At 45.7% G+C, this 26,329-nt stretch carries 24 protein-coding genes; 12 read left to right on the top strand and 12 right to left on the bottom strand.

Annotation, left to right across the window (positions count from 1 at the left end; genetic code table 11):
• Nucleotides 1–4 precede the first annotated feature (4 nt).
• A complete protein-coding gene (locus BMZ72_RS17040) occupies nt 5–520 on the top strand; it encodes an AAA family ATPase (RefSeq protein WP_089810438.1) in 516 nt (171 codons plus the stop codon).
• Between the two features lie 77 nt (nt 521–597).
• Here the strand turns inward: BMZ72_RS17040 and mtgA are convergent, their stop codons facing one another.
• Nucleotides 598–1,311 carry a monofunctional biosynthetic peptidoglycan transglycosylase gene (gene mtgA, locus BMZ72_RS17035; protein ID WP_089810436.1) on the bottom strand — a complete coding sequence of 238 codons (714 nt, stop codon included), beginning with the start codon at nt 1,309–1,311 and terminating at the stop codon, nt 598–600.
• A 111-nt stretch (nt 1,312–1,422) separates the two neighbouring features.
• Between mtgA and BMZ72_RS17030 the strand changes: the two genes are divergently transcribed.
• The 3 genes from BMZ72_RS17030 to BMZ72_RS17015 all read left to right on the top strand — a co-directional run bounded on the left by BMZ72_RS17030 (nt 1,423) and on the right by BMZ72_RS17015 (nt 3,650).
• The gene (locus BMZ72_RS17030; RefSeq protein ID WP_089810434.1) at nt 1,423–2,040 is read left to right on the top strand and encodes an L-threonylcarbamoyladenylate synthase; all 618 of its coding nucleotides are present in this window, start codon (nt 1,423–1,425) and stop codon (nt 2,038–2,040) included.
• A 21-nt stretch (nt 2,041–2,061) separates the two neighbouring features.
• Complete coding sequence (locus BMZ72_RS17025) at nt 2,062–2,409, top strand: hypothetical protein (protein WP_089810432.1); 348 nt, start codon at nt 2,062–2,064, stop codon at nt 2,407–2,409.
• A gap of 539 nt (nt 2,410–2,948) precedes the next feature.
• Nucleotides 2,949–3,650, top strand: coding sequence for a pectate lyase (locus BMZ72_RS17015; RefSeq protein WP_218155259.1), 702 nt, complete (start codon nt 2,949–2,951; stop codon nt 3,648–3,650).
• Between the two features lie 88 nt (nt 3,651–3,738).
• On the opposite strand, the gene BMZ72_RS17010 is transcribed toward BMZ72_RS17015, so the two are convergent.
• The 3 genes from BMZ72_RS17010 to polA all read right to left on the bottom strand — a co-directional run bounded on the left by BMZ72_RS17010 (nt 3,739) and on the right by polA (nt 8,571).
• Nucleotides 3,739–4,875, bottom strand: coding sequence for a C1 family peptidase (locus BMZ72_RS17010; protein WP_089810428.1), 1,137 nt, complete (start codon nt 4,873–4,875; stop codon nt 3,739–3,741).
• Between the two features lie 121 nt (nt 4,876–4,996).
• Nucleotides 4,997–5,515, bottom strand: coding sequence for a GNAT family N-acetyltransferase (locus BMZ72_RS17005; RefSeq protein ID WP_089810426.1), 519 nt, complete (start codon nt 5,513–5,515; stop codon nt 4,997–4,999).
• A gap of 236 nt (nt 5,516–5,751) precedes the next feature.
• A complete protein-coding gene (gene polA, locus BMZ72_RS17000; RefSeq protein ID WP_089810424.1) occupies nt 5,752–8,571 on the bottom strand; it encodes a DNA polymerase I in 2,820 nt (939 codons plus the stop codon).
• A 296-nt stretch (nt 8,572–8,867) separates the two neighbouring features.
• Between polA and BMZ72_RS16995 the strand changes: the two genes are divergently transcribed.
• A complete protein-coding gene (locus BMZ72_RS16995) occupies nt 8,868–9,224 on the top strand; it encodes an arsenate reductase family protein (protein WP_089810422.1) in 357 nt (118 codons plus the stop codon).
• A gap of 77 nt (nt 9,225–9,301) precedes the next feature.
• Here BMZ72_RS16995 and BMZ72_RS16990 read toward each other — a convergent pair whose 3' ends face one another.
• Nucleotides 9,302–10,408 carry a glycosyltransferase gene (locus BMZ72_RS16990; RefSeq protein WP_143087717.1) on the bottom strand — a complete coding sequence of 369 codons (1,107 nt, stop codon included), beginning with the start codon at nt 10,406–10,408 and terminating at the stop codon, nt 9,302–9,304.
• A gap of 382 nt (nt 10,409–10,790) precedes the next feature.
• Between BMZ72_RS16990 and BMZ72_RS16985 the strand changes: the two genes are divergently transcribed.
• The 3 genes from BMZ72_RS16985 to BMZ72_RS16975 all read left to right on the top strand — a co-directional run bounded on the left by BMZ72_RS16985 (nt 10,791) and on the right by BMZ72_RS16975 (nt 13,506).
• Nucleotides 10,791–11,039: a hypothetical protein gene (locus BMZ72_RS16985; protein WP_089810417.1), complete on the top strand. Its 249-nt coding sequence runs from the start codon at nt 10,791–10,793 to the stop codon at nt 11,037–11,039.
• A 408-nt stretch (nt 11,040–11,447) separates the two neighbouring features.
• Nucleotides 11,448–12,605: a formimidoylglutamase gene (locus BMZ72_RS16980; protein ID WP_089810415.1), complete on the top strand. Its 1,158-nt coding sequence runs from the start codon at nt 11,448–11,450 to the stop codon at nt 12,603–12,605.
• Between the two features lie 10 nt (nt 12,606–12,615).
• A complete protein-coding gene (locus BMZ72_RS16975) occupies nt 12,616–13,506 on the top strand; it encodes a YitT family protein (RefSeq protein ID WP_089810413.1) in 891 nt (296 codons plus the stop codon).
• 2 nt (nt 13,507–13,508) lie between these two features.
• Here the strand turns inward: BMZ72_RS16975 and BMZ72_RS16970 are convergent, their stop codons facing one another.
• The 5 genes from BMZ72_RS16970 to BMZ72_RS16950 all read right to left on the bottom strand — a co-directional run bounded on the left by BMZ72_RS16970 (nt 13,509) and on the right by BMZ72_RS16950 (nt 18,951).
• Nucleotides 13,509–13,916 (bottom strand): lysozyme inhibitor LprI family protein, encoded by a 408-nt coding sequence (locus BMZ72_RS16970; protein ID WP_089810410.1) that lies wholly within the window; start codon nt 13,914–13,916, stop codon nt 13,509–13,511.
• Between the two features lie 166 nt (nt 13,917–14,082).
• Nucleotides 14,083–15,366, bottom strand: a complete 1,284-nt coding sequence (locus BMZ72_RS16965; protein ID WP_089810408.1) for a M16 family metallopeptidase — start codon at nt 15,364–15,366, stop codon at nt 14,083–14,085.
• A gap of 58 nt (nt 15,367–15,424) precedes the next feature.
• Complete coding sequence (locus tag BMZ72_RS16960; protein WP_089810406.1) at nt 15,425–16,660, bottom strand: M16 family metallopeptidase; 1,236 nt, start codon at nt 16,658–16,660, stop codon at nt 15,425–15,427.
• A 57-nt stretch (nt 16,661–16,717) separates the two neighbouring features.
• Nucleotides 16,718–17,638: a retropepsin-like aspartic protease gene (locus tag BMZ72_RS16955; protein ID WP_177222819.1), complete on the bottom strand. Its 921-nt coding sequence runs from the start codon at nt 17,636–17,638 to the stop codon at nt 16,718–16,720.
• A gap of 80 nt (nt 17,639–17,718) precedes the next feature.
• Nucleotides 17,719–18,951 (bottom strand): aspartyl protease family protein, encoded by a 1,233-nt coding sequence (locus BMZ72_RS16950; protein ID WP_255373222.1) that lies wholly within the window; start codon nt 18,949–18,951, stop codon nt 17,719–17,721.
• A 61-nt stretch (nt 18,952–19,012) separates the two neighbouring features.
• Between BMZ72_RS16950 and mqnC the strand changes: the two genes are divergently transcribed.
• The 3 genes from mqnC to BMZ72_RS16935 all read left to right on the top strand — a co-directional run bounded on the left by mqnC (nt 19,013) and on the right by BMZ72_RS16935 (nt 21,712).
• Nucleotides 19,013–20,137, top strand: coding sequence for a cyclic dehypoxanthinyl futalosine synthase (mqnC, locus tag BMZ72_RS16945; RefSeq protein WP_089810399.1), 1,125 nt, complete (start codon nt 19,013–19,015; stop codon nt 20,135–20,137).
• 340 nt (nt 20,138–20,477) lie between these two features.
• On the top strand, nt 20,478–21,119 hold the full coding sequence (locus BMZ72_RS16940; RefSeq protein ID WP_143087716.1) for a hypothetical protein: 642 nt from the start codon (nt 20,478–20,480) through the stop codon (nt 21,117–21,119).
• A 50-nt stretch (nt 21,120–21,169) separates the two neighbouring features.
• On the top strand, nt 21,170–21,712 hold the full coding sequence (locus tag BMZ72_RS16935; RefSeq protein WP_089810395.1) for a GNAT family N-acetyltransferase: 543 nt from the start codon (nt 21,170–21,172) through the stop codon (nt 21,710–21,712).
• On the opposite strand, the gene BMZ72_RS16930 is transcribed toward BMZ72_RS16935, so the two are convergent.
• Nucleotides 21,709–22,602: a hydroxypyruvate isomerase family protein gene (locus tag BMZ72_RS16930; RefSeq protein WP_012788372.1), complete on the bottom strand. Its 894-nt coding sequence runs from the start codon at nt 22,600–22,602 to the stop codon at nt 21,709–21,711. The genes BMZ72_RS16935 and BMZ72_RS16930 overlap by 4 nt on opposite strands.
• A 296-nt stretch (nt 22,603–22,898) precedes the next feature.
• Between BMZ72_RS16930 and BMZ72_RS16925 the strand changes: the two genes are divergently transcribed.
• Nucleotides 22,899–23,216, top strand: a complete 318-nt coding sequence (locus BMZ72_RS16925) for a hypothetical protein (protein WP_089810393.1) — start codon at nt 22,899–22,901, stop codon at nt 23,214–23,216.
• Nucleotides 23,217–23,415: 199 nt separating this feature from the next.
• Here BMZ72_RS16925 and BMZ72_RS16920 read toward each other — a convergent pair whose 3' ends face one another.
• The gene (locus tag BMZ72_RS16920; RefSeq protein ID WP_089810391.1) at nt 23,416–26,301 is read right to left on the bottom strand and encodes a TonB-dependent receptor; all 2,886 of its coding nucleotides are present in this window, start codon (nt 26,299–26,301) and stop codon (nt 23,416–23,418) included.
• Between the last annotated feature and the right edge of the window lie 28 nt (nt 26,302–26,329).

Here is a 26,329-nt window from a genome sequence, read left to right as displayed (position 1 = left end):
TTATATGTTGAAAGTAGTTGTCATAGGGCCGGAGTCTACCGGAAAGAGTACATTGAGTGAGCAGCTCGCGGCGCATTATCAGACGATGTGGGTGCCGGAGTATGCACGACAATACCTGGAAGCATTGCCCCGGCCCTATGAACAATCTGACCTGCTCTCTATTGCAAAAGGACAACTCGCGCAGGAAGATCAACTGGCAGCCCGGGCCAATCGCCTGCTGATCTGTGATACGGATCTGCATGTTATCAAGGTATGGAGTGAGCATAAGTATGGCAATTGTGATCCGGAGATACTGCAGATCATTCAGGACAGAAAGTATGATCTGTACCTGCTGACCTATATTGATATCCCCTGGGAGGAAGATCCTCAGCGGGAGCATCCAGATCCGGCAATGCGGGAATATTTTTACAATGTTTACCGGGAGCTGGTAATGGCATCGGGTGTTCCCTGGGTGGAGATCAGGGGAAGTCTGGAAGAAAGAATCGCTTCGGCAATTGCGGCAGTTGATAAGCTACTATAATTACCAAAGCTGAAAAGAATAAAAAAAGCGTCCGCCATTGGCAGACGCTTTTTTATATGTCGTTGTATATGTGTGAGTTATTTGCTGCTGACCAGTTCGGAGATGTCAGGGTCAGGTGCGATAAACCGCATTTGCTGTAAGATCTTACGCTGGCGGAAGGAAGTGATCCTTGCCGGAGGGATGACGGTGTATTTCACCGGATTCGGCAGACAGGCAGCGATCATAGCGGCCTGTTCACGATTCAGGCTGGCGGCGCCTTTATGATAATACTGCTGGGCGGCAGCTTCTACCCCGAAGATCCCATCTCCCATCTGTGCAACGTTCAGGTACATCTCCAGAATACGCTCTTTCCCCCATATTTTCTCAATCATAAAGGTGAAGTATACTTCCAGGCCTTTGCGGATCCAGCTACGTCCCTGCCAGAGGAAAACGTTTTTAGCTACCTGTTGGCTGATGGTGCTGGCGCCTCTTATTTTCTTGCTTTTCTGGTTGTGCTTCATGGCCTTTTCGATGGACTTGAAGTCGAAACCATTGTGATCGGGGAACAGCTGGTCCTCACTGGCTAATACCGCCAGTTTGGCATGTTGGGAGATTTCACCGTAGTTCACCCAGGTTTTATGGAAGTGTTTATCGGTACCTATCAGACTAAACCAGCTGGAAATCATGGTCAGGGTGATGGGAGGATTAATCCACTTCAGTATAATGATGTAGACAAATTGTGCTATAAACAGAATAAGTGCGATCTTCTTGACCCTTCTCCATGTTCTCGGAACAATCCCTTTTGTATTCATCCGGATTGGTTTTTCAAATTGGCCGGAAAGATAGTAAGATTATTTAATGTGCAACAGGTGTTGGCCTGGAAATTGGGGCTGCTTCCGCCAGTAGTTTTGTAAATTTGTAATATGCTCTTAACAGTACATCCGGACAATCCGAATCCCCGTCATCTGAAGACGATCGTAGAGTGTCTGAAAGACGGAGGGGTGATCATATATCCTACCGATACCGTATATGGTATGGGGTGTGATATCTGTCAGCCGAAAGCGGTGGAAAGAATCTGCCGTATCAAACATATCAACCCAGCCAAAGCCCAGTTCTCTTTTATATGTTATGACCTCAGCCATTTATCAGACTATGCTAAAAGTGTGGACACTCCCACTTTCAGAATGCTGAAGAAAGCATTGCCGGGACCATATACATTTATCCTGTCGGCCAGCCGGGCAGTACCCCGTTTGCTGAAGCAGAAAAAGGACACCGTTGGTATACGTGTACCCGACAACAATATCAGCCGGGCGATCGTAAAGGAACTTGGTAATCCGATCCTGAGTACCTCTCTTCCGATCGAAACATACGTAGAAGAATATACTGATCCCGAGATCATCCATGAGAAGTTTGGTAGTATCGTTGACATCGTGGTGGACGGTGGAATAGGCGGTATGACCTTTTCTACCGTGGTCGATTGTACAGGTGATGAACCGGAACTGATCAGAGAAGGAGCAGGTAGCTGGGAAGCGTTAGTATAGGATCAATAAAAAGAAATAAAGATGAACAAAGTTACGACCATAGCGGGATTATTGCTGATTGCTTGCCTGACGCAAGTATCTGCACAGACAAAACTGATAGTTGGGCCCCTTTATCCATTGACAAAGTCAAGTAAATGGATGCCGGAAAGTAAAACAGAGGTGGCGGCCCCCCTTTATTTTTCCTCTTTTCAGATACCTCAGCATAGTCCGAATCTGAGGGTGCAGTCTCCCCTGAAACCAAATGATTATTACGATCAACATTTTGGTTTTTTCTGCAAAAAAGAATGGAACTGGGAGAAGCAAACGCAGCTTCCTGTGAAGCTCAGACTAGGCACTTATCAGGAGGCGCAAAGAATCGAAGGTAAATAAAATCTAAAAACATAGAATTTCTGTATTCCTTTGCAGATGTATGTTTAAAGTGAAATACATGACGATGGCAATTAAATTACTTGCTTTTGTCAATGAATATTGTGCTTATAAAAGCATCTTTTTTATTCAAGAAGATTCTCCCCTCTCCAACAATAAAATCTCTTCTTTTACAGCTCCGTTTTTTTCCAAAAAACGTATCAAAAAACATCCCGAAAAGGCATATGATTGACTAAATCAAGTAATGTTTTTTACGGAATCGTTCTCGGCATCGTTTGCGTAAAAATATACCCGCTGTTTATGCTGTTATGTGTTGTTTTTAGATAATTTCGGTCATCAACCTGTAGCAACCTTATCAAACAAGGATCAGAACCAAAAGCGAACAATAATACGATAGTTCAACCCTGATGAAAGCCCAGCTTAATTAACCCTTTTCCATTTCCGACATTGCTGTTTTTTTAAACTAAACCTATATGGTACTGACATCGTCATGCCTGCTATTCTACTGTATGAATTATTGATCACTTATAAATTCTACTGACATGAAAACAAATCAGATTTTATTGTCGGCTATGTTAGCCGGCGTCTTTGCTATGGGGTGTAAAAAAGAACACGGTTCTGATGTGGCAAACATCACCCCTGACGTTATTGCGGCAGCAGGTGTAGGTACGATGGCCAATGTAACGATCACACAAACCATCATTGTAAAAGCGGGAGAAACCTATGATGGAAAGGGCAACACTATTATTGCCCAGGGGCTTGGCGATGGTAGTCAGGCAGAGGATCAGAAACCGATCTTCAGACTGGAGAATGGCGCTACGTTGAAGAATGTAAAGATCGGGGCACCTGGTTGCGATGGTGTGCATGTATATGGTAATGCAACACTGGATAATGTAGAATGGATAGATGTGGGAGAAGATGCCATGACACTGAAGTCAAAAGGAACGGTTACACTGAACAACTGTATTGCGAAGAATGCATACGACAAGGTCTTGCAGATAAATGCAGATGGTACGATCAACATTAACAATTTCCGGGTAACTACTTTTGGTAAGGTGTTGCGCACCAATGGAAGCGGACAGTATAATGTAACGGTGACCATCAACGGCGGTACATTCTCCGGCGGCACTAACATTGTACGTACGGAGAGTAAGAACCTGAAAGTGCGTTACAGGAATATGACGACTTCCGGTGTGACGAAACTCTGGGAAGTGCCCAGTGCTTCACAGGTATCGACTTATTAAAATAAAGGAGGCGGTCTTTTACAGACCGCCTCCTTTATTTTGTGCAATGCTGGTGTTAAGCGCGTCACTTTATATTAAAGCATTCTGCTTATTTGATGCCCAGTTTCTTTGCGATATCGGCAGGGATTGCCTTTTTATTCACCATGATGCTGGTGGTTTTGTAAGCAAAGTAAGGCTCAGAAGCGTAGAAGTAACCGTTACCAGGATTGGCGGTACCCCATGAGTTTTTCACGCGGAAGAATACTTTACCGTTCTGGTCTTTCGCCATACCCACGATATGCATACCGTGATCATCCTGTGTTTCGTAGTTATCGAAAGCCTGCTGACGCACTTCAGGAGTGATGGTCAGTTCTTTTACCGGTTCGGTGAACGCTTTCTGCAGCTGATCAGGTGTCAGGGCAGCAACATCCGGAACGATGGCCAGACCCTGTGCGAAGTTGAAACCTTTTTCGCTTACGTCAGCTGCCCATGCGATGGTATAACCATTCTGGATAGCGTTTTCTGCGATGGTGGTCAGATCGTTTAAAGTAACGTTGTACATTTTATCCCAGTTCCAGTTGTCCGGCACTTCCAGCACGAACTGTTCATAGTATGGGTGGTGGGTGAAGGAGGTGATCATTACATAATCATCTGCATCCAGACCCATGTCTTTTGCGAAAGTCTTAGAGGTATAAGATTTACCGTTGTATTCGAATTTCTCAGGAGCATCACCGATGTAGGCATTCAGTACGCCATCAACTGCTTTGTTCCAGTTTGGGTTGATCGTTGTTTCGGTAGCACCGATCTTTTTTACCACACCTTCCAGCAGCGCTGTCATTTCGGCATGATTGTATGTTTTTACGCGGTTGCCATCGTATACGCTCTGAGGTACCAGACCGTATTGACGGAGACAGAGCAGGTCATCCGGGAAACCACCACCTTCACCGAAGTTGGCTTTACCATGCATACGCACATAATTTGCTGCCTTCAGCGGATACATTCTTCTGACAACGAACATTTCGCTCAGGTTGACATCTTTACCCTTGCCATTACGGAGTGCTTCCGCCTGGAAGAAAGAAAGACCAGAGAAAGACCAGCAGGTACCTGTGTTACCCTGGTTTTCAACATCACCTGCGTCCAGGTTCTTCACAACGGTGAATTTGTAATTACTGCCTTCTTTATTGGTTGTTTGTGCAATCGCCGCTGTAGAACAGAAAACGGCAAGGCATAGCGCCCATTTCTTCATTCTTAATGGTGTTTTAGCTTTTGTTGTAAAATAAAGAGGTCGAATCTAAGCTAAAACAGTCATTTTTAGAGGCTAAAGATTGATGAATGGGTGATGCAATAGATTGCAGGTGGCTGGAAGCTCAATCCTGCGGCCATTGGTACTGGTCGCGGGTGATTTCCCATTTCCAGAGTTGCTCGGGGTCTTCTCCTGCAAAGTGCATCCCTGATTTCTGGAGCACCTTGACGGCGGCGTTGTATTCTTCTTCTGTGTGGGCGACGACTTTATTCACGTAGGAATGACTGAAGGCGAAGCGTACCAGTGCCTGGGTCAGTTCTGTACCATAACCCTGTTCCCGGTAGGGCGCAGAGATCTCATAACCGATTTCAACAGTACCGTCTTTGTCGGGGCGTCCTTTAAAGCCGCCGGCTCCGATCAGGCATTTGTCTTCTTTGTGGATGACCAGGTAGAAAAACCAACCCAGCATAGAGGGGTCATTACGCAGTTTATCGTAAGCAACGAGGATTATTTCCGGATATTCAGTCCAGGGTTCGGGGATACGGACGTGGAGTAACTCACTCAATACCTCCTCGCCCTGCAACAGCGCTTCGAAATACTGCAGGGTACATGATAATAATTGGAGACGGGAGGTCAGGATCATGGCCGAAAGCTAGTAAACGATTTTGGAAAACGCAAGAGGCAAAGGAGGTTAAAAAATATTAATTATCAGGGATAAATACAGTAGCTGCAATGATGCTGCGAGGGAGTTTTGCTATGTATTCCGGGGTTGTACTGCGGGAGGGGCAATTACGAATGAGGGAGGGTACTTCTGCCCCCGCCGGCATCATTCGTAATTACTTTTCCGCAGCTATATAATTGTAGTAATAACACTCATTATTAGTGGGCCTGTAACCAGTTGGCGCCGATGCCTATTTCAACATCTACCGGTACCGCCAGTGGCAGGGCGTTGCGCATACCTTCCTGGATCAGGGGTTTGATCTGCTCTATTTCATCCTTATGCACATCAAAGACCAACTCGTCATGTACCTGCAGGATCATGCGGGAACGGAGGTTTTCCTTTTTGAGCGTTTTGTGGATGGAGATCATGGCCAGTTTGATCATGTCGGCAGCAGTACCCTGTATCGGCATGTTAATGGCGTTACGCTCTGCGTAACCTCTTACCACCGCGTTGGAAGAGTTGATGTCTTTCAACCAGCGTTTACGACCCAGTAAGGTTTCCACATAGCCATTCTGCTGTGCGGACTTTATCTGGTCATCCATGTACTTTTTGATGGATGGGTATGTTGCAAAGTAGTTGTCGATCAGTGTTTTGGCTTCTCCCCTGGCGATGCCCAGGTTTTCGGACAGACCGAAGGCGCTCACCCCGTATATGATACCGAAGTTCACACTTTTGGCATTCCGGCGCATATCCGAAGTTACATCCGCCAGTTCAACACCGTATACCTTTGCTGCAGTGGCAGCATGGATATCCAGTCCCTGACGGAAGGCATCGATCATATGTACGTCTCCGCTGATTGCGGCGATAATACGTAATTCGATCTGGGAGTAATCCGCGGACATTAATACGTAGTCGTCATTTTTCGCCACAAATGCTTTACGCACTTCGCGGCCTCTATCAGTACGGATCGGAATGTTCTGGAGGTTCGGGTTGTTGGAGCTCAGACGACCGGTTACCGCCACTGCCTGGTTGTAGGAGGTGTGTACACGGTTGGTACGTTTGTTCAGCATCAGCGGCAGTGCATCCACATAGGTGGATTTCAGCTTGCTCAGTTCGCGGAACACCAGAATGTCTTCCACGATCTGGTGTTTGTTGGCCAGTTTCGCCAGTACATCTTCGCCGGTAGCGTATTGTCCTGTTTTGGTCTTTTTTGCTTTAGGGTCCAGCAGCAGCTTTTCAAACAGCACCTCTCCCAGTTGTTTGGGAGATGCGAGGTTGAAGCGGACACCTGCCTGTGTATATACACTTTCTTCCGCGCGTTTGATCTCTGTTTCCAGTTCACGGGAGTAGTCGGACAAAGCCTGGATATCCAGGGCAATACCTTCATATTCCATATCGGTCAGCACTCTTACCAGCGGGTTTTCCACATCGTAGAACACTTTTTCTACCGCTTTGAGTGGCAGCAAAGGGGCGAATTTCTCTTTCAGCTGCAGGGTGATATCGGCATCTTCCACAGCGTATTCTTTGATCTTTTCGATCTCCACATCACGCATATTGCCCTGCCCTTTTCCTTTTTTACCGATGAGGGTTTCGATGGAAACAGGTTCGTATTGGAGGTACTGTGCACTGAGCAGGTCCATACCACGGCGGCCTTCCGGCTCGATGAGGTAGTGGGCCAGCATGGTATCGAAGATTGGACCATTGAATTCAACCCCGTACCATTTCATGACGATCATATCGTATTTGATATTCTGGCCGATGAGGGTAATGTGGGTGGTATTGAATAAAGGCAGGAAACTATCCACGATGGCCTGTGCCTGTGCTTTGTCGGCCGGAACCGGAATATACCATCCCTCTCCTGCTTTGATGGAGAAGCTCATTCCTACCAGGTCAACTGCATTAGCATCAGTACCTGTTGTTTCTGTATCGAAGGAGATCTCCTGTTGTTGGAGGAGGAGTGCCAGCAGGTCCGCTCTTTTTTCAGGCGTGTCTGCCAGTATATAATTATGCGGCGTATTGTTGATATTCTTGTCAGCCGTCATGATGCTGAGCGGAACATCCTGTGCTTCTTCAGCAGGCGGTGGCACGGCGCCCTGTATTTCATTACCGAAAAGGTCCAGTTGTACCTTTGGAGGCGTGGCTGGTTCTGCTGCAGGAGCTGAGAAACCATCACCGAGGATACGTTTACCCAGGGTTTTGAACTCCAGTTCTGTGAAGACTTCGATCAGTTGTTCCCTGTTAGGATCTTTGATGCAGAAATCTTCTTCATGGAAAGCAACCGGTACATCTGTGATGATGGTGGCGAGTTGTTTGGAAAGGATCGCACTTTCTGCACCAGCCTTGATCTTCTCTGCCATTTTTCCGCCGATCTTATCGGCATTCGCGATCACTTCTTCTACAGAGTGATACTGAGACAGGAGTTTCATGGCGGTCTTCTCCCCTACACCCGGAATACCCGGGATGTTATCTACGGCGTCACCCATCAGGCCGAGGATATCTATTACCTGATGTACACCTGTGATCTGCCATTTTTCACATACTTCCTTCGGACCGAGAATTTCTTCTTTGTTGCCCATGTAAGGAGGTTTGTAGATAAATACGTTGTCTCTTACCAGCTGACCATAGTCTTTATCCGGTGTGACCATGTATACACTGTAACCAGCATCAGCGGCCTGCCATGCGAGGGTTCCGATCACGTCATCTGCTTCATAACCATCCAGTTCAACAACAGGTATATTGAAACCTTTGATGATGCGTTTGATATCATCCAGTGAATCGAGGATATCTTCCGGCGCATCCATACGGTTGGCCTTATAATCAACAAAGGTGGTATGTCTTTCGGTGGGGGCATGCGTATCGAAAGCCACGGCCATGTGGGTTGGCTTTTCCTTATTGATAAGGTCCAGCAAGGTGGAGGTAAAACCAAACTGTGCGTTGGTATTTCTCCCGGTGCTGGTGAGGCGTGGATTTCTGATCAATGCATAGTACGCGCGATAGATGAGCGCCATTGCATCCAGTAAAAACAATTTCTTTTGCATCTGCCAAAAATAAACAATTAGGAATTAGGAATGATCAATTAGGAATTAGGGAGAAATAGTCTGCATGCGTATTTCAGAAGGGCTTATCAGCAATTAAGCAGTAAGAATTGGGCATCGGAAAGTATCGGACGATGACCTGATATGAGATAAAGAAATCCGGACAAGAAAGGTTGACAGAGAGATGTGAGAACGATAAGCGATGGATGTATAGAGAAAGGCGTATTGGGATCAGCGAACATGGTACGAATTGGACATTGCCTGTAAAAAAGGATATTTGCGTAGCAAAGCGTAACTACATGAAGAAAATATATCATTTATCTACCTGCACCACCTGTAAGCGGATACTGGAGGAAGTGAAGGCAAAAGAGAACGGATTTGTGCTGCAGGATATCAAGACAGAAAAGATCACTCCTGCACAGCTGGAGGAAATGCATGCACTTGCGGGTACTTATGAGGCGCTGTTCAGTCGCCGGTCACAGAAGTACCGTCCGATGGGATTGCATGAAAAAGAACTTACGGAGAATGACTACCGCGATCTTATACTCCAGGAATATTCTTTCCTGAAGCGTCCGGTAGCGATTGTTGGCAAACAGATATTTGTGGGTAGTGATAAGAAAGCGGTAGAAGGATTGACTGCTGCTGCAACGAAGTAAACTACTGAAGCGTATAAAAGAGAGAGGCGTCCACCTAAGCGGGCGCCTCTCTCTTTTTTATGTATATCCGGAATATGCTAGTTGTTCGTCTGGAGCTGTGTCACCCATTTCCTCACGACGTCTTTATACTGCTCCATATCCTGTTCGTGTTCAAATGATTTGAAGTCGAACTTATCAGCTGCTTCGAGGGCATTTTTAAGATCGAATGTATGCTGCGGGATATTGTAGAAATAGCCTTTTTTCATGAGGAACTTACCAAGGTATTCCTGTTCTGACTGACCAGGAGTCGGTATCAGGATGGCCTTCTTGTTCAGCTTCACCAGGTCCATCAGCGTGGTATATCCGGAACGGCTCAGTACCATTTTGGATGCCAGCATGGCTTCGTTCAACTCTTTGGCATTCATGTGATTAACCTGCTGTACACCCGGAGCGATCTGTTTCTTCTCCGGCGTACCTGGTTTACCACTGACGATCAGGGCACTTATCTGTAAAGAGCCAATCTGATCAAGGATCATTTTCTCCAGGTTGGAACGTTGAGGTTCCGGACCGGAGATGAGTACCAGCAGGTCGTATTGTTGTTTTACGTCTGTACGATCTTCAAAACGGCTGAGGCAACCCAGGTAGGTGGTATTAGCCGGTAATTTTGAAGGATGCGCCAGGATACCGGAAAGGTTATGCGCGTCTGCATAGTCAGGGATCCAGCAGGCGCTGTACCTGTTAATATAACGGTAATTAAGTGCCTGTAACCACTTTTCGATGAAACCACCGAAAGGCGTCTTGATCAGTAACTGATGCGAGATAAAAACAGTAGGTATTTTGCTATGGTATAAACCAAAGCGGTTGTCCGAGATCACGGCGTCTATCTGATGTTCTACCACTACCTTTTCCAGCCATTGCTGTTCGAACTTAATAGCGTTCAGGATCTTAGGGATCTGCTGGATGATTTTCCATCCGAAAAACCAGCCTTTCTGTGCGTATTCGATGCGATAACCAGGTAAGGAAAGGATAGTCAGTTCCGGGAACTCCTGCTGTAAGAGAGCGGCGTGTTTTCCCTCCGCTGCAATAACAACCTTGCAGCCAGCGTTTAATAGTTCATGGATAAGCGGGATGTCGCGGGTGGCATGTCCCAATCCCCAGTCGAGCGGGACTATGAGAATCGTTTTGCGCGTAGAAATTGTGGACAAATATTTGAAATTTTTACGAAATTAGCTTAATTTAGAAAAGCGCACTGTTAAGAAACGGTAAACTCTCGTCGGACAGGCTTTGATAATAAAGTGAACTAACTTAAGAGTAATATGAGAACAAAAAAATGGATGACTATCTTTTTAGTGTGCGGTAGTCTTATCATTATGAGTCAGGGCTGTAAGGTATTGAAGAAGAACGACTGCGGATGCCCTACCATGAATAAAAAACGTATGCACTAAGTAATAAGTACTTTGTCTTTTTGCCGTTGAGTTCCCGATCTTGAAGGAAAACTTGTGACATCCAGTTGTTATATACGCCAAGCCGCTTACACCTATATGGAAACGCCTTTAACAATTTTAAGGGAACAGTCAAATTATTCAAATGAAACAGGTTGAGAGGGACTTATTGATCTTACTGCATGAGGATCGGTATAGCGAACAACAGATTCAATATGCAGTGAAGCAGATCAGCGATATGCTTACCATGGTTGAAACCATGGAATACCTATGTAATGTTATGGAAGTTGCTGATTGCAACAGGAACCGCATCACCAGCAAACGATCTGTACTACAGAAAGCATTTTCAAGGAAGGAGCATAAAGCATTCGAATTCATCGTCCACAAGAACTAATCTCATAGCTTCGCGGATTATTTCATGACCATAGATTGATCATGTGACCCCTGATGTGCCCTATCGATAACAATCTGCAGTTTATCTTTTCCCCTACGTATTAAATCATCATGTTGCCTTTGTTTACGCCCGGTGTGTAATAATCAGTCATTTGATTTTTCCCAATACAATATATAATCCGGTGCTCCCTGATGTCCGGATTTGAAAATAATCCCAGTTTATCTTTTCCCTACGTATTAAGTAATCAGTTAGCCCTGTTACGCCCGTTGTGTAACAATCAGTCATTCAGCTTTTACCAACGCAATGGATTATCCTCTCCCGTAGATAACAATCTGTTATTCATCTTTTCACAGCACGATAAATTTCATAATTGATTCGTAGGTTTGCCGCCAAACAAAAGTTGTTGTGATGTCAGACTTTACGCATCTGCATGATTATCTGTTACCAATTTCTAAAGGCAGCCTGAACAATGACCAGGCATATGATGACTTTCAGATCGGCGGTGTTACCGATGCTTATGAAGAAGGTCATATCCCCAATCTCGATGCTGCAGACGTGATCCTCCTCGGCGTAAGTGAGGACCGCGGATATGGTCCCGGTAAAAGAGGACCAGAATCCCCCGATATCGTCAGAAGTGAATTTTACAGTTTGTATTACTGGCACAGAGATGTGAAAATAGCTGACCTGGGTAATCTCCGTAAAGGGGTGAGTCTGCAGGACACTTATGCCGCATTAAAAACGGTACTGGCCGAACTGATCAACTCCAATAAAACAGTCATCCTCTTAGGCGGATCGCATGATCTGACCTATGCACAATACAAAGCCTACGCTTCCCAGAAATATGTGATCGAAGTAACCGTTGCGGATGCGATCATCGATCTGAAAGAAGAGTCACAGGTACCGGCAGATAAGTTCCTGATGGAAATGCTGACGGAACAGCCTAATTACATCCGTCATTACAATCACCTCGCTTTCCAGAGTTATTTTATACATCCGCATATGATCGAAACGCTGGATAAACTGCGTTTCGACTGTTACCGGCTGGGCAGGGTGCGTGAAAACCTGGAAGAAATAGAGCCTGTATTACGTAACACAGACCTTTTCAGTATTGATATCAATATCATCAAACATAATGATGCACCGGCCAATACCCTCTCTCCTAACGGATTGGGTGGTGATGAAGCCTGTTTGCTGGCACGTTATGCCGGCATGAGTGGAAGACTCAGCACCTTTGGTATTTATGGTTACCGTCCGGAAAGAGACAGGGAATCCCTGACGGCCAAACAGATCGCTCAGATGCTCTGGTATTTTGTGGATGGTATCGCCATCAGGAAAAAAGAAGCACTGCTGGAAGAAAGAGACGGGTTCTATGAATTCAATATCGTTTGTGCAGATATCGACACTGTATTTCTCAAAAGTAAAAAGACGGGTCGCTGGTGGATGGAACTGCCAGCAAAAGGCAAATCAAAGGAGAAAAGCTTCCTGCCCTGCTCCTATGGTGATTATCTGATGGCGAGCAATAATGAAATACCGGAAAGGTGGCTGAGACACCAGGAAAGATTGTAAGTTTACAGATATGTCACAAACCAGGAAGACGCGTGCCCGCATTAGTTATATTCAGAATGTTCAGGATATCGTATTGATCGGTATCGGAGTTTTACTGGCAGCCGTTGGGTTGAAAGGCTTTCTTTTACCCAATGGATTCCTTGACGGCGGCGTGACGGGTATTTCCCTGCTGATAAGCCGGCTCACCGGCTGGTCGATATCGATATTGCTGATTGTGATCAATATTCCGTTTATTCTGCTGGCGTACAAACAATTGTCTGTCGCTTTCACCATCAGGGCGCTTTGCGCTATCCTCGGACTGGCGGCTGCCCTGGTGTTTATTAATATGCCAACGATCACCAGTGACAAGCTGCTGATCGCTATTTTCGGCGGCTTCTTTCTCGGTGCAGGTATCGGTATGTCTGTGAGAGGTGGCGCTGTGCTGGATGGTACGGAGGTACTGGCCCTTTACATCAACCGGAAAACAGTGTTGTCGATGGGGGAAGTGATCATGTATTTCAACATCGTCATCTTCAGTATTGCAGCGGTACTGATCAATGTGGAAACTGCCCTGTATGCCATGCTGACCTATCTGTCGGCCTCCAAAACGGTTGATTTCATCATCCAGGGTTTTGAAGAATACATTGCACTGACCATCATTTCCAATGAAAGTGAACTGATAAGAAAGACCCTCACCCTGTCCCTGCGTAAGGGCGTAACCGTTTTTAAAGGGCAGAGTGGGTTTGGCAAACGCGGATCAGTTGACAGGGATATTGATATCATTTATACCGTCGTTACCCGTCTGGAAGTACACAAGATCATCGACGAGATCGAGAAGATCGATGAAAAGGCATTCATTGTGCAACACAATATCAACGACACCAAAGGCGGCATGATCAAACGCCGCGCTACCCACCATTAAACTCAGGAGTTTTTGCCCAGGAGCTCTACTACACGTGTTCTCAGGAAAGCGGCTTTATTATCGGTAACGATCATATCATCGTCCAGACCAGATAATGTAAGTGGTCTTTTCTTTTCTACACGCACATCAATGTCCCTGAAATAGGTTTCTTTTTTCTCTTCCCATTGCTGCTGAGAGATCTGCAGGGTTTCTTTGCGATTGTTATCCAGGTTATCATACAGTTCGGTGTAGACACTGTGCAGCAGACTATCCATCTGTGTGTAATACTGAAGGGCGCAGTTAAAATTGCTTTTCTCTTCTGACAGACATTGCTGATAGCGCTTCTCGAGAGAGTCAACGGCAGATTTGCTGGTTTGTGCGAAAACATTCATACAGATGCACAACGGTAAACAAAGGATCAGGCGTTTCATAGGATTGAACAATTAGGGGTGCAAATATAATAAATTATAAATATGTGAGATTGGCTGTTTTCAGGGATTAATTCAGATCAATCTGCAAAAAAAAGAGGCTTCCACACATTGTGGAAGCCTCTTTTTCTATAAAAACAGCGATAAAGCTGTAAAAATTAAAGCGGGATCAGATTACTACCAGCTCGTAGAAGTCTTCAGGAGACAGGTATTCCTGTGCTAATTCCTGTATTTCTTCAGCGGTGATTGTCTTGATGGTATTGATGTTATTGTAGAAGTAGTTTTCATCCAGTCCGTTCAGGATCAGATTTTTCCAGCGCTGGATCACTTCGAATGCGCCATCCAGGTCGCCGAGAATGGAACCGATCATGAAGTTGCGCACGAGGTGCAGTTCTTCTTCCGGTACGATTTCCTGCTGGAGGGTACGCAGTTCTTTGTAGATCTCTTCAATGGTTGCTTCGCACACATCGCGTCCGGCTTCTGTCTGGATATTGATAGCGCTGGACTGGCGGAAGTTATACAATTGAGAATGGATACCGTAGGTATATCCTTTTTCCTCGCGGATGTTGCTCATCAGACGGGAGCCAAAGTAGCCACCCAGAATGGTGTTCAGCACCAGCATTTTAGGGAAGTCAGGATGGTAGCGGTTCGGGAATGGACGAGCCACACGAACGGCGCCCTGTACGCCATTTTCATCATTAAAGATGCGGAACTTCTTCTCTTCTGCTGCCATGATGGAGATCTCCGGACGAACGATGGAGGCTTCTCCGTTCCATTTCGTTTTACCGAAATACTCGTTCAGCATTTCTATCATATTCGCCGGCAGGTGGCCTGCTACGAAGATCTTACAGTTATTGTAAGTGTAATGTTGTTTATAGAACGCCTGCATGGTGGCTATCTGCAACCCGTCGTAGGCTTCCATGCTGCTCACTCTGCCATATGGGTGAAACTCACCAAAGAGGTAGCGGTCGATATGCCTGTTGGCTACGAAGTCACATTTTTGCAGATTTACCGCCAGGCGTTGTTTCATATTCTGACGGAAGATCGCGAGTTCTTCTTCAGGAAAAACCGGATCCAGGATCACTTCCTGTAATACGGGCAGCAGATCAGCAAAGTGTTTGGTGAGACAGTGCAGCGTATAGGTCGCGTATTCATGATGACTGTTCCGGTTCAGATATGCGCCGAAGTAGTCGATATTTTCATTGATCTGGAGTGCAGAGTATTTTCCGCTACCATTCTTCATGAGGAAGTTGGTGGCGGATGCAACCAGATTTTCTGATTCATACCAGCTGCCACCCGGGAATACCAGTTCCAGCTGTAAAGTATCCTGTTCGTCTGATTTGATGATATAGACAGGGATGCCATTGTCCAGCGTGACCTTTTCGTAAGGTCTCAGCTTGATATCGAAGGCCGTAGCATCTTTTATTTCAGGGGCAATTTTCCGGTTTATCATTAATCTAAAAGCATATTTATTTACAAAGGATGGTACATGTCAGTTGTGTATGAACATGTTATCCTGCGTAATAGTAAAGCGTATTGGAATTTTTCTCGTCGAAAAGATGTTGTGCTTCCTCGTGCATTTCGGCGGCCGTTACAGCTTCGTAATGACTGAATTCATTATTCATGAGGGAAGCGTCACCGATCAGTTCATAGAAAGCCAGGTTGTTTGCCCTGTTGAGCAGGCCCATATCTTCAAACGCCAGCATACTTTCCACCCTGTTTTTCACTTTCTGTAGTTCTCTTTCAGGGATGACTGTTTGCTGTACCTTATCGATTTCTTCCTGTATGGCTTTCTCTGCATCTTTCATTTTCACACCTTTCACCAGTTTGCCTTCGATGGTCAGCAGACCGCCGTCGAGTGTACCAAAATGATAACAATCAATATTGCTGAACAGTTTTTTCTCTTTCACCAGTACCTGGTTGAGACGGGAAGAAGCACCGCCGCCCAGGATGTCAGAGATCAGGTCTGTAGCGTAGTAGCCTTTACCTGTACGACCAGGCATATGGTAGCATTTGTATAAGGCATCCAGTGGCACATTGGCTTTCACTTCCAGTTTATGCGCAGCCGTCTGTGGTGGTTCCGGTGCGATGTTACGCTGTATGCGTTCTCCACCCGGAATATCGCCAAACCATTTTTCTGCCAGCGCTTTTACCTGTGCGGTTGTCACGTGACCACCAACAACGAGGATCGCGTTGGCCGGGCGGTAATATTTGAAGAAGAAATCTTTTACATCCAGCAGTGTCGCATTTTCGATGTGAGAGAGTTCCTTTCCGATGGTCATCCATTTGTAGGGATGGGAGGAATAAGCGAGGTCTCTCATTTTGTGCCATACGTCGCCGTAAGGCTTATTGATGTAGTGTTCCTTGAACTCTTCAGATACTACTTTACGCTGTACGTCCAGGCTTTTTTCGCTGAATGCGAGTGAGAGCATACGGTCGCTTTCCAGCCAGAATGCGGTTTCGATATTCTCTGCCGGCAGTTGTATATAGTAGTTGGTCAGATCGCTGGTAGTGTAGGCGTTGTTTTCGCCGCCGGCCATCTGCAAAGGTTCATCGTATTCAGGAATGTTGATGGAGCCGCCGAACATCAGGTGTTCGAACAGGTGAGCAAAGCCGGTCTTTGTTGGATCTTCATCACGTGCGCCCACATCGTACATCACGTTTACCACTGCCATTGGCGTGGTATGGTCTTCATGCACGATCACGCGCAATCCGTTGGCTAAAGTGAATTTATTGAAATGAATCATATTTCCCTGTTTATGAGAGTTGCAAGTTAACTAAAAGAATGGGAGAATGGACTGCTACTATTTTTCCAGAAATAACTCGCGTCCGGTATAATTAATTGTAATGGATTTGAACTGGCGCCATACCATATAGCCAATGGAACCGGCCATTTCTCGGATAGAGCCGGCATCATTGACGTCTTTGCTGTAACTGGCTCCAACCTGTGTCAGTTTCGTAGCACCCAGTTCCAGGGCAGGCAAACTGGTGTTGGTGTAAGTTAAATCTTTATAAAGATCACCTACCTTATCGGTGCTCAGGATGGGCAGACGTGTATTCAGGTGATGCTTTTCCACATAGGGAAAGTTAAACAGGATACCGTATTCTCCACCAGAAACGAGATGATAGTAGCTATTCAGCGTCTGACCGTCGGGCAGGGTGATCGTGCCTTCCAGTGCCGGGGTTTCGAAGTTGCGGGTGAGCGCCATTCGTTGTCCGGGTGTATTGGGCGGTGTCTTTTGTGCACGGTAAAGCTGTAATACTTCTTTCTCGTAGTCGATCTTCACAATGAAAGCTTTGAGCAGGTCCACGCCGATGATACCATCAATGGTGACGGGAATGTCATTGAATTCGGTGAGGGGTTCGATATATACTTTGACGAAAGGAAGCCTGGTTTTTTCAAAAAACAGGACGCTGAGCTCTGCGGTCGGCACTCTGACAACAACGGCATCGGTGCCACTGAGACCACCATTGTTTTTTGTTTTCAGTTGCAGGCGGTCAGCTGTCTGTTGCCGCAGAGTGGTTACCTCTGCCCCGGTATCAAAGATGAAGTGCAGACTGTCCACGACACCGGTAGGCGTTACGCCGGAAAGGGCGCAGCTGATCACCATGTAACGGTCAAACAGCCGGAACGGAACCGTCGCAGTTGGTTTCTGAATGGCCGGTACCTGTGCGAAGAGGAATACCGGCAGGCATACGAGTATGGCAAAAAGGTACTTTCTCACGATGAACATTATCTCCTTTTAACGGGATGGCCCCACACAGATTTCTAACGGAGGAATGTGCAATGTATTATATCAGGCGCTTATAATATGCTTTTGATCTGCATTTTTTTTATCATCAACTCTTTGTTGCGCATGATCAGGAGTGATGGACGGGTACCTACATTTTTCAGCAGATCGCGGTATATCTGTAAATTATTTGAAAAGGTATTGTTGATCGCCATGATGATGTCTCCTTTCAGCAGACCGGCTTTTTCGGCCGGAGAACCTTTGATAATATCTGTGATCTCTAACCTGCCATCTATGAGATAGATGATCAACCCTGTATAGGAGTAGTCAAAGGGATCTCTGTAATGGGAGTTAGGCATCAGGTAGATCTCCTTTTTACCGTAGTTGAGTATCAGGTTAAACCTGCGTAGCAGGTCATTACCGATCATTCCGCCCAGGAAGGGATAAGCGGTGACATTGGTAACGTCGTCGAAGAGATAGACGGGTACATTCCTGAAGTTATAGTTGCCGATCTTGAATTCCTGTAAAGTGGTGATATCCATGTTCATTTTTCCTCCCAGGCCCTGTGCTTCCGTCTGAATCACTTTACGTTGTCTTTTTCGGGAAGAGAGGATCGCACTGTCCTGTACAAACTGATGGGACAGCAGCAGGCACATGCCGGCGCCGGTGTCAAAATAATAGCGATTGAAGTGCTGTGCCTTCCCGTTTTTCAGAAAACCGTTGACGATGGGGATCAGCGTAAGAGATGGCTTCATCAGGTGACCACCTTTCGGATAGTTGAATTTGCCTTTGTGGTAGATGGAAATGGTTTCCGTGTCGTAATCTACCTGCACGATGAATTTACTCAACAGGCTGTATCCCATGATACCATCGATCTGCAGACCGTACACCTGGCTGATAAGTTCATAGTCATTGACATGGAAATCCAGACTATCTACCTGTAAACCAGGCAATAACAGTGTTCTGTCCATGGCAAAGGCCACGGTTTTTGAGCCTCCTACCCCTCTGACGATACGGTCAGTGGGCGTTAACTGGATGCCCAGTTGCACACAGGTATTGGTATCCAGCGAAATACCGGCGCTACCCGTATCCAGGATGAACTGAAGGGTGTCAGGAATGCCTGCCAGACAGGCCCTGATGACGACTACGCCACCATAATACTGTTTGAACGGGAAACGGGTGATCAGCTCACCTTCTTTGGGAGTGCTTGCAGGTGCAGGTGTCGTTTGCGCCGAGGCAACGTGGAACAGACACATAATGGCAATTGGTATGAGCCAGCAGTGCTTCAACAGCGTAGAATTTTGCATACAGAGACCGTGACAGAATAACGGTGCTATAAATTTAACATTATTCCTACCTTTGTTCATCATGGAACTGAAAGATCTATACAGGAAAGCATTAAACTTCGAGTGGCTCACACCGGAAGAAGGGATTTACCTCTTTGAAAAGGCACCGCTTGCGGAACTGATGGACGTGGCGAATGAACTGCGTAAGCAGCAGGTACCTCATGGAAAGGTGACCTGGCAGATTGACCGAAACGTGAATACAACGAACGTGTGTACGGCCAACTGTAAGTTCTGCAACTTCTACAGAGTTCCCGGTCATGCTGAGGCTTATATTACCAGCATTGACGAATACAAGAAAAAGATAGAAGAGACGCTGAAATTCGGCGGAGACCAGCTGCTGCTGCAGGGAGGTCACCATCCGGAACTGGGGCTGAAATTCTATGTAGATACTTTCAAACAGCTGAAGCAGTTATATCCTGCTATGAAGCTGCACGCACTCGGCCCCCCTGAAGTAGCGCATATCACCAAACTGGAAAAGAGCACGCACATCGAGGTACTGGCTGCATTGCAGGAAGCTGGTATGGCCAGTTTACCGGGAGCAGGCGCCGAGATCCTGAATGACCGCGTACGCCGTCTCATTTCCAAAGGAAAATGCGGTGCACAGGAATGGCTGGACGTGATGAGAGCTGCGCATAAACTGAATATTCCGTCATCTGCTACCATGATGTTTGGTCACGTGGAGACACTGATGGAACGTTTCCAGCATTTTGCCGACATCCGTCAGGTACAGAGTGAAAAGCCGGAAGGAAATTATGGTTTCACCGCTTTCATCCCATGGACATTCCAGGACGTAGATACACTGTTATCACGTATCCGTGGTGTACATAACATGACAAGTTCCGAAGAGTATATCCGTATGATCGCGATGAGCCGTATCATGCTGCCTAATATCAAAAACATCCAGGCTTCCTGGCTGACAGTAGGAAAGCAGGTTGCGCAGATTTGTCTGCACGCCGGTGCAAACGACTTCGGTTCCATTATGATCGAGGAGAATGTGGTGAGCGCTGCTGGTGCTCCGCACAGATTCACCTACCGTTCTATGCAGGAAGCGATTAAAGAAGCGGGTTTCGAACCACAGCTGCGTACACAGTTGTATGAGTTCAGAGAGATTCCGGCGGGTATACAGGAACAGGTGATCAATTACTAATTAAGAATTAGGGAATTAGGAATTGAAATGCCGGGGAGATTAGTGCGGTGATGTAGTGAATTACTATCTTTTGTCTTAATAAGAAGGCTTTATCCTTCATTGATGCTTCGTTTTTAAACGAAAGATCAATGTAGGATAAAGCCTTTTCTGTTACTGATGAATGGTTCTGTGGTATGGCAATAATGGCCCTAAAACACAATTATTAAATGAATTCTTAATTCGTAATTCCTAAATTCTAATTGAAACGAAGTCTCTGGTTATCAAAGAAATGTTAATTTTCTTATCCAGTTGTAACTCTTTTTGTCTACCTCCGTCTAACAGGTAGTTAAAAGGAGGAATTATGAAAAAGTTAGGATTATTTTTAATGGCTATAGGGCTGTTGTCCATGACAGCCTGTACCAGCACCAAACTAACTTCGTCCTGGAAGACACCGGATGCCCGGATACAGCAGGAGAATAAGATCATGGTGATAGCGCTGGTACCTGCGAAAGAACGCAGTCTGCGTATACTGATGGAGAATAACCTGGTTGCAGAACTGAAGAAGGAAGGCTATAATGCGGTTTCCGCTTATGCTACCTATGGGCCTGATGACAATCTTGGTAAAGGAGATGAAAAGACGGCCCTGAAAAAATTCCGCAGCAGTGATGTGGATCAGGTGATGACGATCGCGATGGTAGACAAATCCCGCGAGAGAACCTATGTACCGGGTTATGGTGCTTATGGTCCTTACGGTAATCCATACTATGGTGGTTTCTGGCCTTATTACAGGGGTTGGTATGGCCGGATGTACGATCCGGGATACACACAGGTCAATACGAAATATGAGTGGGATACCAACCTGTATGACCTGAAGGAGAAGAAGTTACTGTACAACGCACAGTCCGCGTCAGTAGACCCTCCTACTGCTTACCGGCAGGCTTACCTGTTTGCAAAGCAGATCGTGAAGGATATGCAGAAGCAGCAGCTGATAGCAATGAAGTAGTAATTTATTAATTTTGAGGTTTGGCCGGACGCCAAACCTCATTTTATTTTATGCTGGAATTATCTGTCAATGAATCTCTTATACTAAGGCAACTGCAACCGGAACACGCGCCTGCCCTCTATCAGCAAATGGATACTTCCCGCAAAAGTCTTCGTCGTTTTCTTCCCTGGGTAGATTATAACACCCATTCAGATCATACGCTTCGTTTTATTGAGATGATGCTGCGCAAAACAGAAGATCAGGAAGCCATTGCTTTTGGTATATGGTACCAGGAGCAGTTAGGCGGTATGGTCGATCTGCACAACTGGGATCATCAGCTGGAAATAGCAGAGATCGGGTACTGGCTGGGCGAAAAGTTCCGTGGCAAGGGTATTGCCGTGAACGCCTGCAAAGCCCTCATCTCCTTTGCTTTTGAATCGCTGAGGCTGAATAAGTTAGAGATCCGCTTTGCTTTACAGAATGAGCGGAGTGCCCAGATCCCCATCAGACTTGGTTTTGCCAAAGAGGGAATTCTCCGCCACAGTGCCAAACTGCATGGGCAATATGTAGACACGGTGGTGATGGGGATACTGAAGCAGGACTGGAAACACTAGATATCACAGATCTCCACGCCTTGTTTCAGGGATGCCAGTTTATCAGCGCGTTTAGGCACAAATTCCTGGGCAACAAAGCCTTTGAAACCTGTATCGTGTATCGCCTTCATAATGGCCGGATAATACAGTTCCTGCGTTTCGTCAATTTCGTTTCTGCCAGGAACGCCACCGGTATGGTAATGCGCAAAATACTGGTGATTATCCTGGATCGTGCGGATCACATCTCCTTCCATGATCTGCATGTGGTAAATATCGTACAACAGCTTAAAGCGATCTGAACCAATTGATTTACACAGTTCCACGCCCCAGTTGGTATGGTCGCACTGATAATCAGGATGGTTCACCTTACTGTTCAGCAGCTCCATTACAATGGTTACTTTTTTCTTCTCTGCATAGCTCATAATGCGTTTTAAGCCTTTTGCACAGTTTTCAATACCAGCCTGGTCGTCCAGTCCTTCCCGGTTACCGGAAAAGCAGATCAGGTTTGTAAAACCGGCTTTTGAAGTTTCGTCTATCAGGTATTCGTAGTATGTAACGAGCTGATCGTGATGTGCTTCTCTGTTCCAGCCCCGGCCGATGTTCCAGTCTTTATTGATGGAGGCCACCATAGCGCAGGTCAGGTCATATTTTTTAGCGGTAGCGAAGTCCTTGGGATCCAGCAGATCAATAGAGGCAAGACCGATCCTGTTGGCGGCTTTACAGAGGTCTTCCAGTGGAATGTCATTGTAGCACCATGCACAAACGGAATGGTTGATCTGGCCTTTCAGTTTTTCTTCTACCTTGTTTTCGTGCGCCATCACACGGGTAGACAAAGATGCAAGAGATGTGGAAGCAAACGCCATAGCAGCAGCCTTTTTAATCATATCGCGGCGGGAATTTTCGTTAAGCATGTTGGAAACAGTTTACGTGAAACTACGCAATTTAAAATTCCGTACATCTGTAACGTTAAATACTTCGTAACTTTATGTAGCGCCAATACGTTATACTATTTAGAGGACAATTATGTTTGATTATAGGATTACGAATACACAGAGAGAATAAATCAGCATTTTTTAATAGATTGTATTACAAAGAATTACTCCCAAAAAACGCCACAACGCCGCATCGTAATTCCCATACCGGTCAACCGTAATTTAAATTGGTAAGCTATTTGATTATACTTTGTTAACATTTAAAGCGGAGGTCTATGGAAAGAAGATTTACCCCTGCATTATGGACTTGTATTGTAATGGACCTGATAGGATGTGCAAGTTATGCTGTGCCGGTTTTAGGAGAAGTGAGTGATGTGATCTGGGCCCCAATTTCTGCTATTATTTTTTACAGGATGTTTGGCAGTAACCTGGGTGCTTTTGGAAGTGTGTTCAACTTTATTGAAGAACTATTCCCTGGTCTTGATTTCATTCCAACATTTACACTGAGCTGGGTAGTAAGAAAAGTCACACAAAGCATCAGGGAACGCAAGACGGCTCAAAAAGTACCGAAGTACAAAGTAGCCGGTGTATAGTGCCATAAGCGCCAACAAAAAAATACTAAGGTTGTAAGGTTTCAAAGCTGGAGGTACGATTGAGGAAGTACGCCCCCACCTTTGTTATCCTTTCAACCTTTCAAAAAACTCATCAACACCGGAGTCATTTTACATCAAATTTGAATAAAAAAAGGTCTCACATATTTGTGAGACCTTTTACGTTTAATGTATTGTCTTATTAACCCCTTGGCATCATCATCGGAGCGCCCATTCTCATTCCTGGTGCGCCCATTCTGCGACGTTCATTTCCGTTCCCGTTTCCGCTACCTGCAAACTTGTTGATGAAGAAAGTGAAGCTGAGCATGAAGTATCGTTGTAATACCATGTTGTTCACATCCTCAATGTAGTTTTCACCGGTGTTACGCGCGATACTTACGTTCTGGTGTAACAGGTCATAACCGGATAATTTGATCAGGCCTCTCTTATTCTTAAATACACTTTTTGAAACGAATGCGTTCAGCATTGTCACGTCTACGTTGTAACCTTCAGCCCGGCCGGCATTCAGGGTATAGGTAATATCACTTCCAATGATGAATCCGAGTGGCAGATTCACATTGTAGTCAAATGCAAACGAATAGTTGAAATAGTTCGTATTGTTGTTTGGCTGTACCGCATAGCGTGCACCACTGTAGTTAACGTTGGCGCTGGTAGAGAAGTCAAACAATTCCTTGTAGGTATAGTTGAAATTGATACCCTGTGTAACACCAAAGTTCTGTGTGTATGTTCTTGCCAGTCTGTCGAAATCATTTCTGCCACTTACAAAACTCACGTCTCTGCTGTAGTTGAAATTGGTATTCAGACTTACTGTTGTGTTCAGCTTTTTAATCGGCAGACTGTTCACTGCATACGCGCTCAGATTATATGCGCCGTTAGCATTCATTGGTTTCGTGTATTGCTTACCGGAAGTATCCACGCGGTTGGCATTTACAATTTTATTGCTCGTTAAACTCGCATTGATACCGGTGAAGAAACCACGGAATGTGCTGTTATTAAAGGTATTGTAACCCAGGTTCAGACTGTGCTGGAAGGATGGCTTCAGATCAGGGTTACCTTGTTGTACATACAGTGAGCTGGTCAGATCCGGCAGTGGTTGTAACTGTGTTACGGTCGGCTGTGTAGTGCTACCATTATAACGCAGACGCAATCTTTTACCTTTCTGGAAATTATAGTTGAATTGCGCAGATGGATAGAAGTTTACGGTATGCTGATCGATACGTGTTTTGCGGCTTACGTTATCATTCAGCAGACTTGCAAACTGTACATTCAGACCGAAGGTATAATCATACTTCAGTTTTTGTGTACGGATATCGATACCTGCCTGTTGCGTAGTGAATGTATTTTCGAAAATGTTACTCAAACTATCGTTCAGGCGATCATATTTACCATTATCACCGTTGACGTCGTAAGTAAGGTTGTTGGAAGAACTGTAATTGTTATTCCAGGCGTAAGACAGTTCCAGGAAACGATCTTTCATGAGTGGCTCAGTATAAGTGAGTCGTACACCCATATTGCGGCCCTTGTTATCGGCCTGGGTCATTCTGTCATAGCCAGTAAAGTAAGCGTCTGTTGTATCAGAACCAAGATGTGTATCCTGCGTTTTGAAGAAGTTCTGTCTGTCGGTGGTGTTATAACCAAAGGTCAGATTAGCGCTCAGGGTACGGCCTATTTTATTGAACTTCTTACGGAACAATGCATTCGTAGAAAAGTTCGGTGATGTTGCATGGCTCCGGTTGTTGGACACACCATCAATGGTCTGGACCTTGTTTTCATCCAGGGACTGATAGGTGTTGCTTGAAGTCGTACCACCATCTGAATAAGAGAAGGTCGGGGTTACAATCAATGAATGCATGGAGTCAATCTGGTACTCCATCCGCATGTTGAGACGGTGATTTTTATTATCAGTAACAGAACCAGACTGCTGATTGTAATAATAAGTAGTATCGGGCAGGAAGGTCTGTCTGTCACTCGTTCTCTTTGTTTCCGTTCTTGTATCGTTAATGAAATAACTACCGCTTAGTTTAAGCTTGGAATTGATGTCCTGGTTATAGTTAAAACCGGCGTTCCAGTTGCGGGTGATACCCGTTGTACTATTACCGCCCAGGTTACTGATGGTGGATTGCGCCGCGCCGCGTCCGCCTCCGCCTGCACGGCCGCCACCACCGCCTCCTCCTCCACCGCCGGAACCACCGCCGCTGAAGTTGAAGACGTCATTGAATGTATAGCCAAGGTTATTTACGTTGTTACCACTACCCAGGAACGACATTTGTTTGTCATCGCGGAAGCTGTTCAGGCTTGCGTTGACAGCAAAACGGTCATTATCGCCGTAACCGGCAGATGCACGACCAAAGAAACCTTTCTTCTTATCTTTCTTGATGGTGATGTTGATCGTTTTTTCTGTGTTACCATCGTCAATACCAGTGAATTGTGCCTGGTCTGATTTACGGTCGATCAACTGAATTTTGTCAATGATATCTGTCGGCAGATTTTTGGTTGCCAGTTTCGGATCATCGCCGAAAAACGGTTTACCATCTACCAATACCCTTTTCACTGTTTCACCCTGTGCTGTTATAGTACCATCTTTATCTACGGTAACTCCAGGTAGTTTTTTCAGGAGGTCTTCGACTACCGCATTTTCTCTTGTTTTGAAAGAGCCGGCATTGAATTCCAGCGTGTCTTTCTTTACAACGATCGGCGGCACTTCCTGAATGATCTCTACCTCGTTCAGCAGCAGGCCCTTGCCTTTTAGCTCTATGGTTCCCATATCCAGCACCGGATCGGCGGCTGAAAGCGTGACGCTTTTAAATATTGGTTTATACCCCAGGAATGTGATATATATTCTATAGTTACCCAGGGCGACGCCTGAGAAAGAGAAGGCGCCTTTTTTATCTGTAAAGGCAGTAGAGGCAAGGGAAGAATCCCGGCCGTTCAGCAGGGCCACTGTTGCATCCGGTAAAGGATGTGCAGCAGACGAGTCGGTCAGGAGACCTTTTATCTGTCCCGTTTGCGCCTGTGTGGCCAGCGCAAACAGGAACAGTGTTATAGCAATAAGGGTAAATCTTTTCATGAAAAGGGTATTGGTAAAAGAGGAAACG

This window comes from Chitinophaga sp. YR627 (genome assembly GCF_900114995.1).
Classification (GTDB): Bacteria; Bacteroidota; Bacteroidia; order Chitinophagales; family Chitinophagaceae; genus Chitinophaga.
The sequence above is the reverse complement of the archived record's forward strand: the minus strand, read 5'-3'. Positions and strand labels throughout refer to the sequence as shown.

Excerpts from the sequence above, each read along its gene's own strand:
- BMZ72_RS17040 (WP_089810438.1), top strand. The coding sequence starts at position 5 with ATGTTGAAAGTAGTTGTCATAGGGCCGGAGTCTACCGGAAAGAGTACA.
- mtgA (WP_089810436.1), bottom strand. The coding sequence starts at position 1,311 with ATGAATACAAAAGGGATTGTTCCGAGAACATGGAGAAGGGTCAAGAAG.
- BMZ72_RS17030 (WP_089810434.1), top strand. The coding sequence starts at position 1,423 with ATGCTCTTAACAGTACATCCGGACAATCCGAATCCCCGTCATCTGAAG.
- BMZ72_RS17025 (WP_089810432.1), top strand. The coding sequence starts at position 2,062 with ATGAACAAAGTTACGACCATAGCGGGATTATTGCTGATTGCTTGCCTG.
- BMZ72_RS17015 (WP_218155259.1), top strand. The coding sequence starts at position 2,949 with ATGAAAACAAATCAGATTTTATTGTCGGCTATGTTAGCCGGCGTCTTT.
- BMZ72_RS17010 (WP_089810428.1), bottom strand. The coding sequence starts at position 4,875 with ATGAAGAAATGGGCGCTATGCCTTGCCGTTTTCTGTTCTACAGCGGCG.
- BMZ72_RS17005 (WP_089810426.1), bottom strand. The coding sequence starts at position 5,515 with ATGATCCTGACCTCCCGTCTCCAATTATTATCATGTACCCTGCAGTAT.
- polA (WP_089810424.1), bottom strand. The coding sequence starts at position 8,571 with ATGCAAAAGAAATTGTTTTTACTGGATGCAATGGCGCTCATCTATCGC.
- BMZ72_RS16995 (WP_089810422.1), top strand. The coding sequence starts at position 8,868 with ATGAAGAAAATATATCATTTATCTACCTGCACCACCTGTAAGCGGATA.
- BMZ72_RS16985 (WP_089810417.1), top strand. The coding sequence starts at position 10,791 with ATGAAACAGGTTGAGAGGGACTTATTGATCTTACTGCATGAGGATCGG.
- BMZ72_RS16980 (WP_089810415.1), top strand. The coding sequence starts at position 11,448 with ATGTCAGACTTTACGCATCTGCATGATTATCTGTTACCAATTTCTAAA.
- BMZ72_RS16975 (WP_089810413.1), top strand. The coding sequence starts at position 12,616 with ATGTCACAAACCAGGAAGACGCGTGCCCGCATTAGTTATATTCAGAAT.
- BMZ72_RS16970 (WP_089810410.1), bottom strand. The coding sequence starts at position 13,916 with ATGAAACGCCTGATCCTTTGTTTACCGTTGTGCATCTGTATGAATGTT.
- BMZ72_RS16965 (WP_089810408.1), bottom strand. The coding sequence starts at position 15,366 with ATGATAAACCGGAAAATTGCCCCTGAAATAAAAGATGCTACGGCCTTC.
- BMZ72_RS16960 (WP_089810406.1), bottom strand. The coding sequence starts at position 16,660 with ATGATTCATTTCAATAAATTCACTTTAGCCAACGGATTGCGCGTGATC.
- BMZ72_RS16950 (WP_255373222.1), bottom strand. The coding sequence starts at position 18,951 with ATGCAAAATTCTACGCTGTTGAAGCACTGCTGGCTCATACCAATTGCC.
- mqnC (WP_089810399.1), top strand. The coding sequence starts at position 19,013 with ATGGAACTGAAAGATCTATACAGGAAAGCATTAAACTTCGAGTGGCTC.
- BMZ72_RS16940 (WP_143087716.1), top strand. The coding sequence starts at position 20,478 with ATGAAAAAGTTAGGATTATTTTTAATGGCTATAGGGCTGTTGTCCATG.
- BMZ72_RS16935 (WP_089810395.1), top strand. The coding sequence starts at position 21,170 with ATGCTGGAATTATCTGTCAATGAATCTCTTATACTAAGGCAACTGCAA.
- BMZ72_RS16930 (WP_012788372.1), bottom strand. The coding sequence starts at position 22,602 with ATGCTTAACGAAAATTCCCGCCGCGATATGATTAAAAAGGCTGCTGCT.
- BMZ72_RS16925 (WP_089810393.1), top strand. The coding sequence starts at position 22,899 with ATGGAAAGAAGATTTACCCCTGCATTATGGACTTGTATTGTAATGGAC.
- BMZ72_RS16920 (WP_089810391.1), bottom strand. The coding sequence starts at position 26,301 with ATGAAAAGATTTACCCTTATTGCTATAACACTGTTCCTGTTTGCGCTG.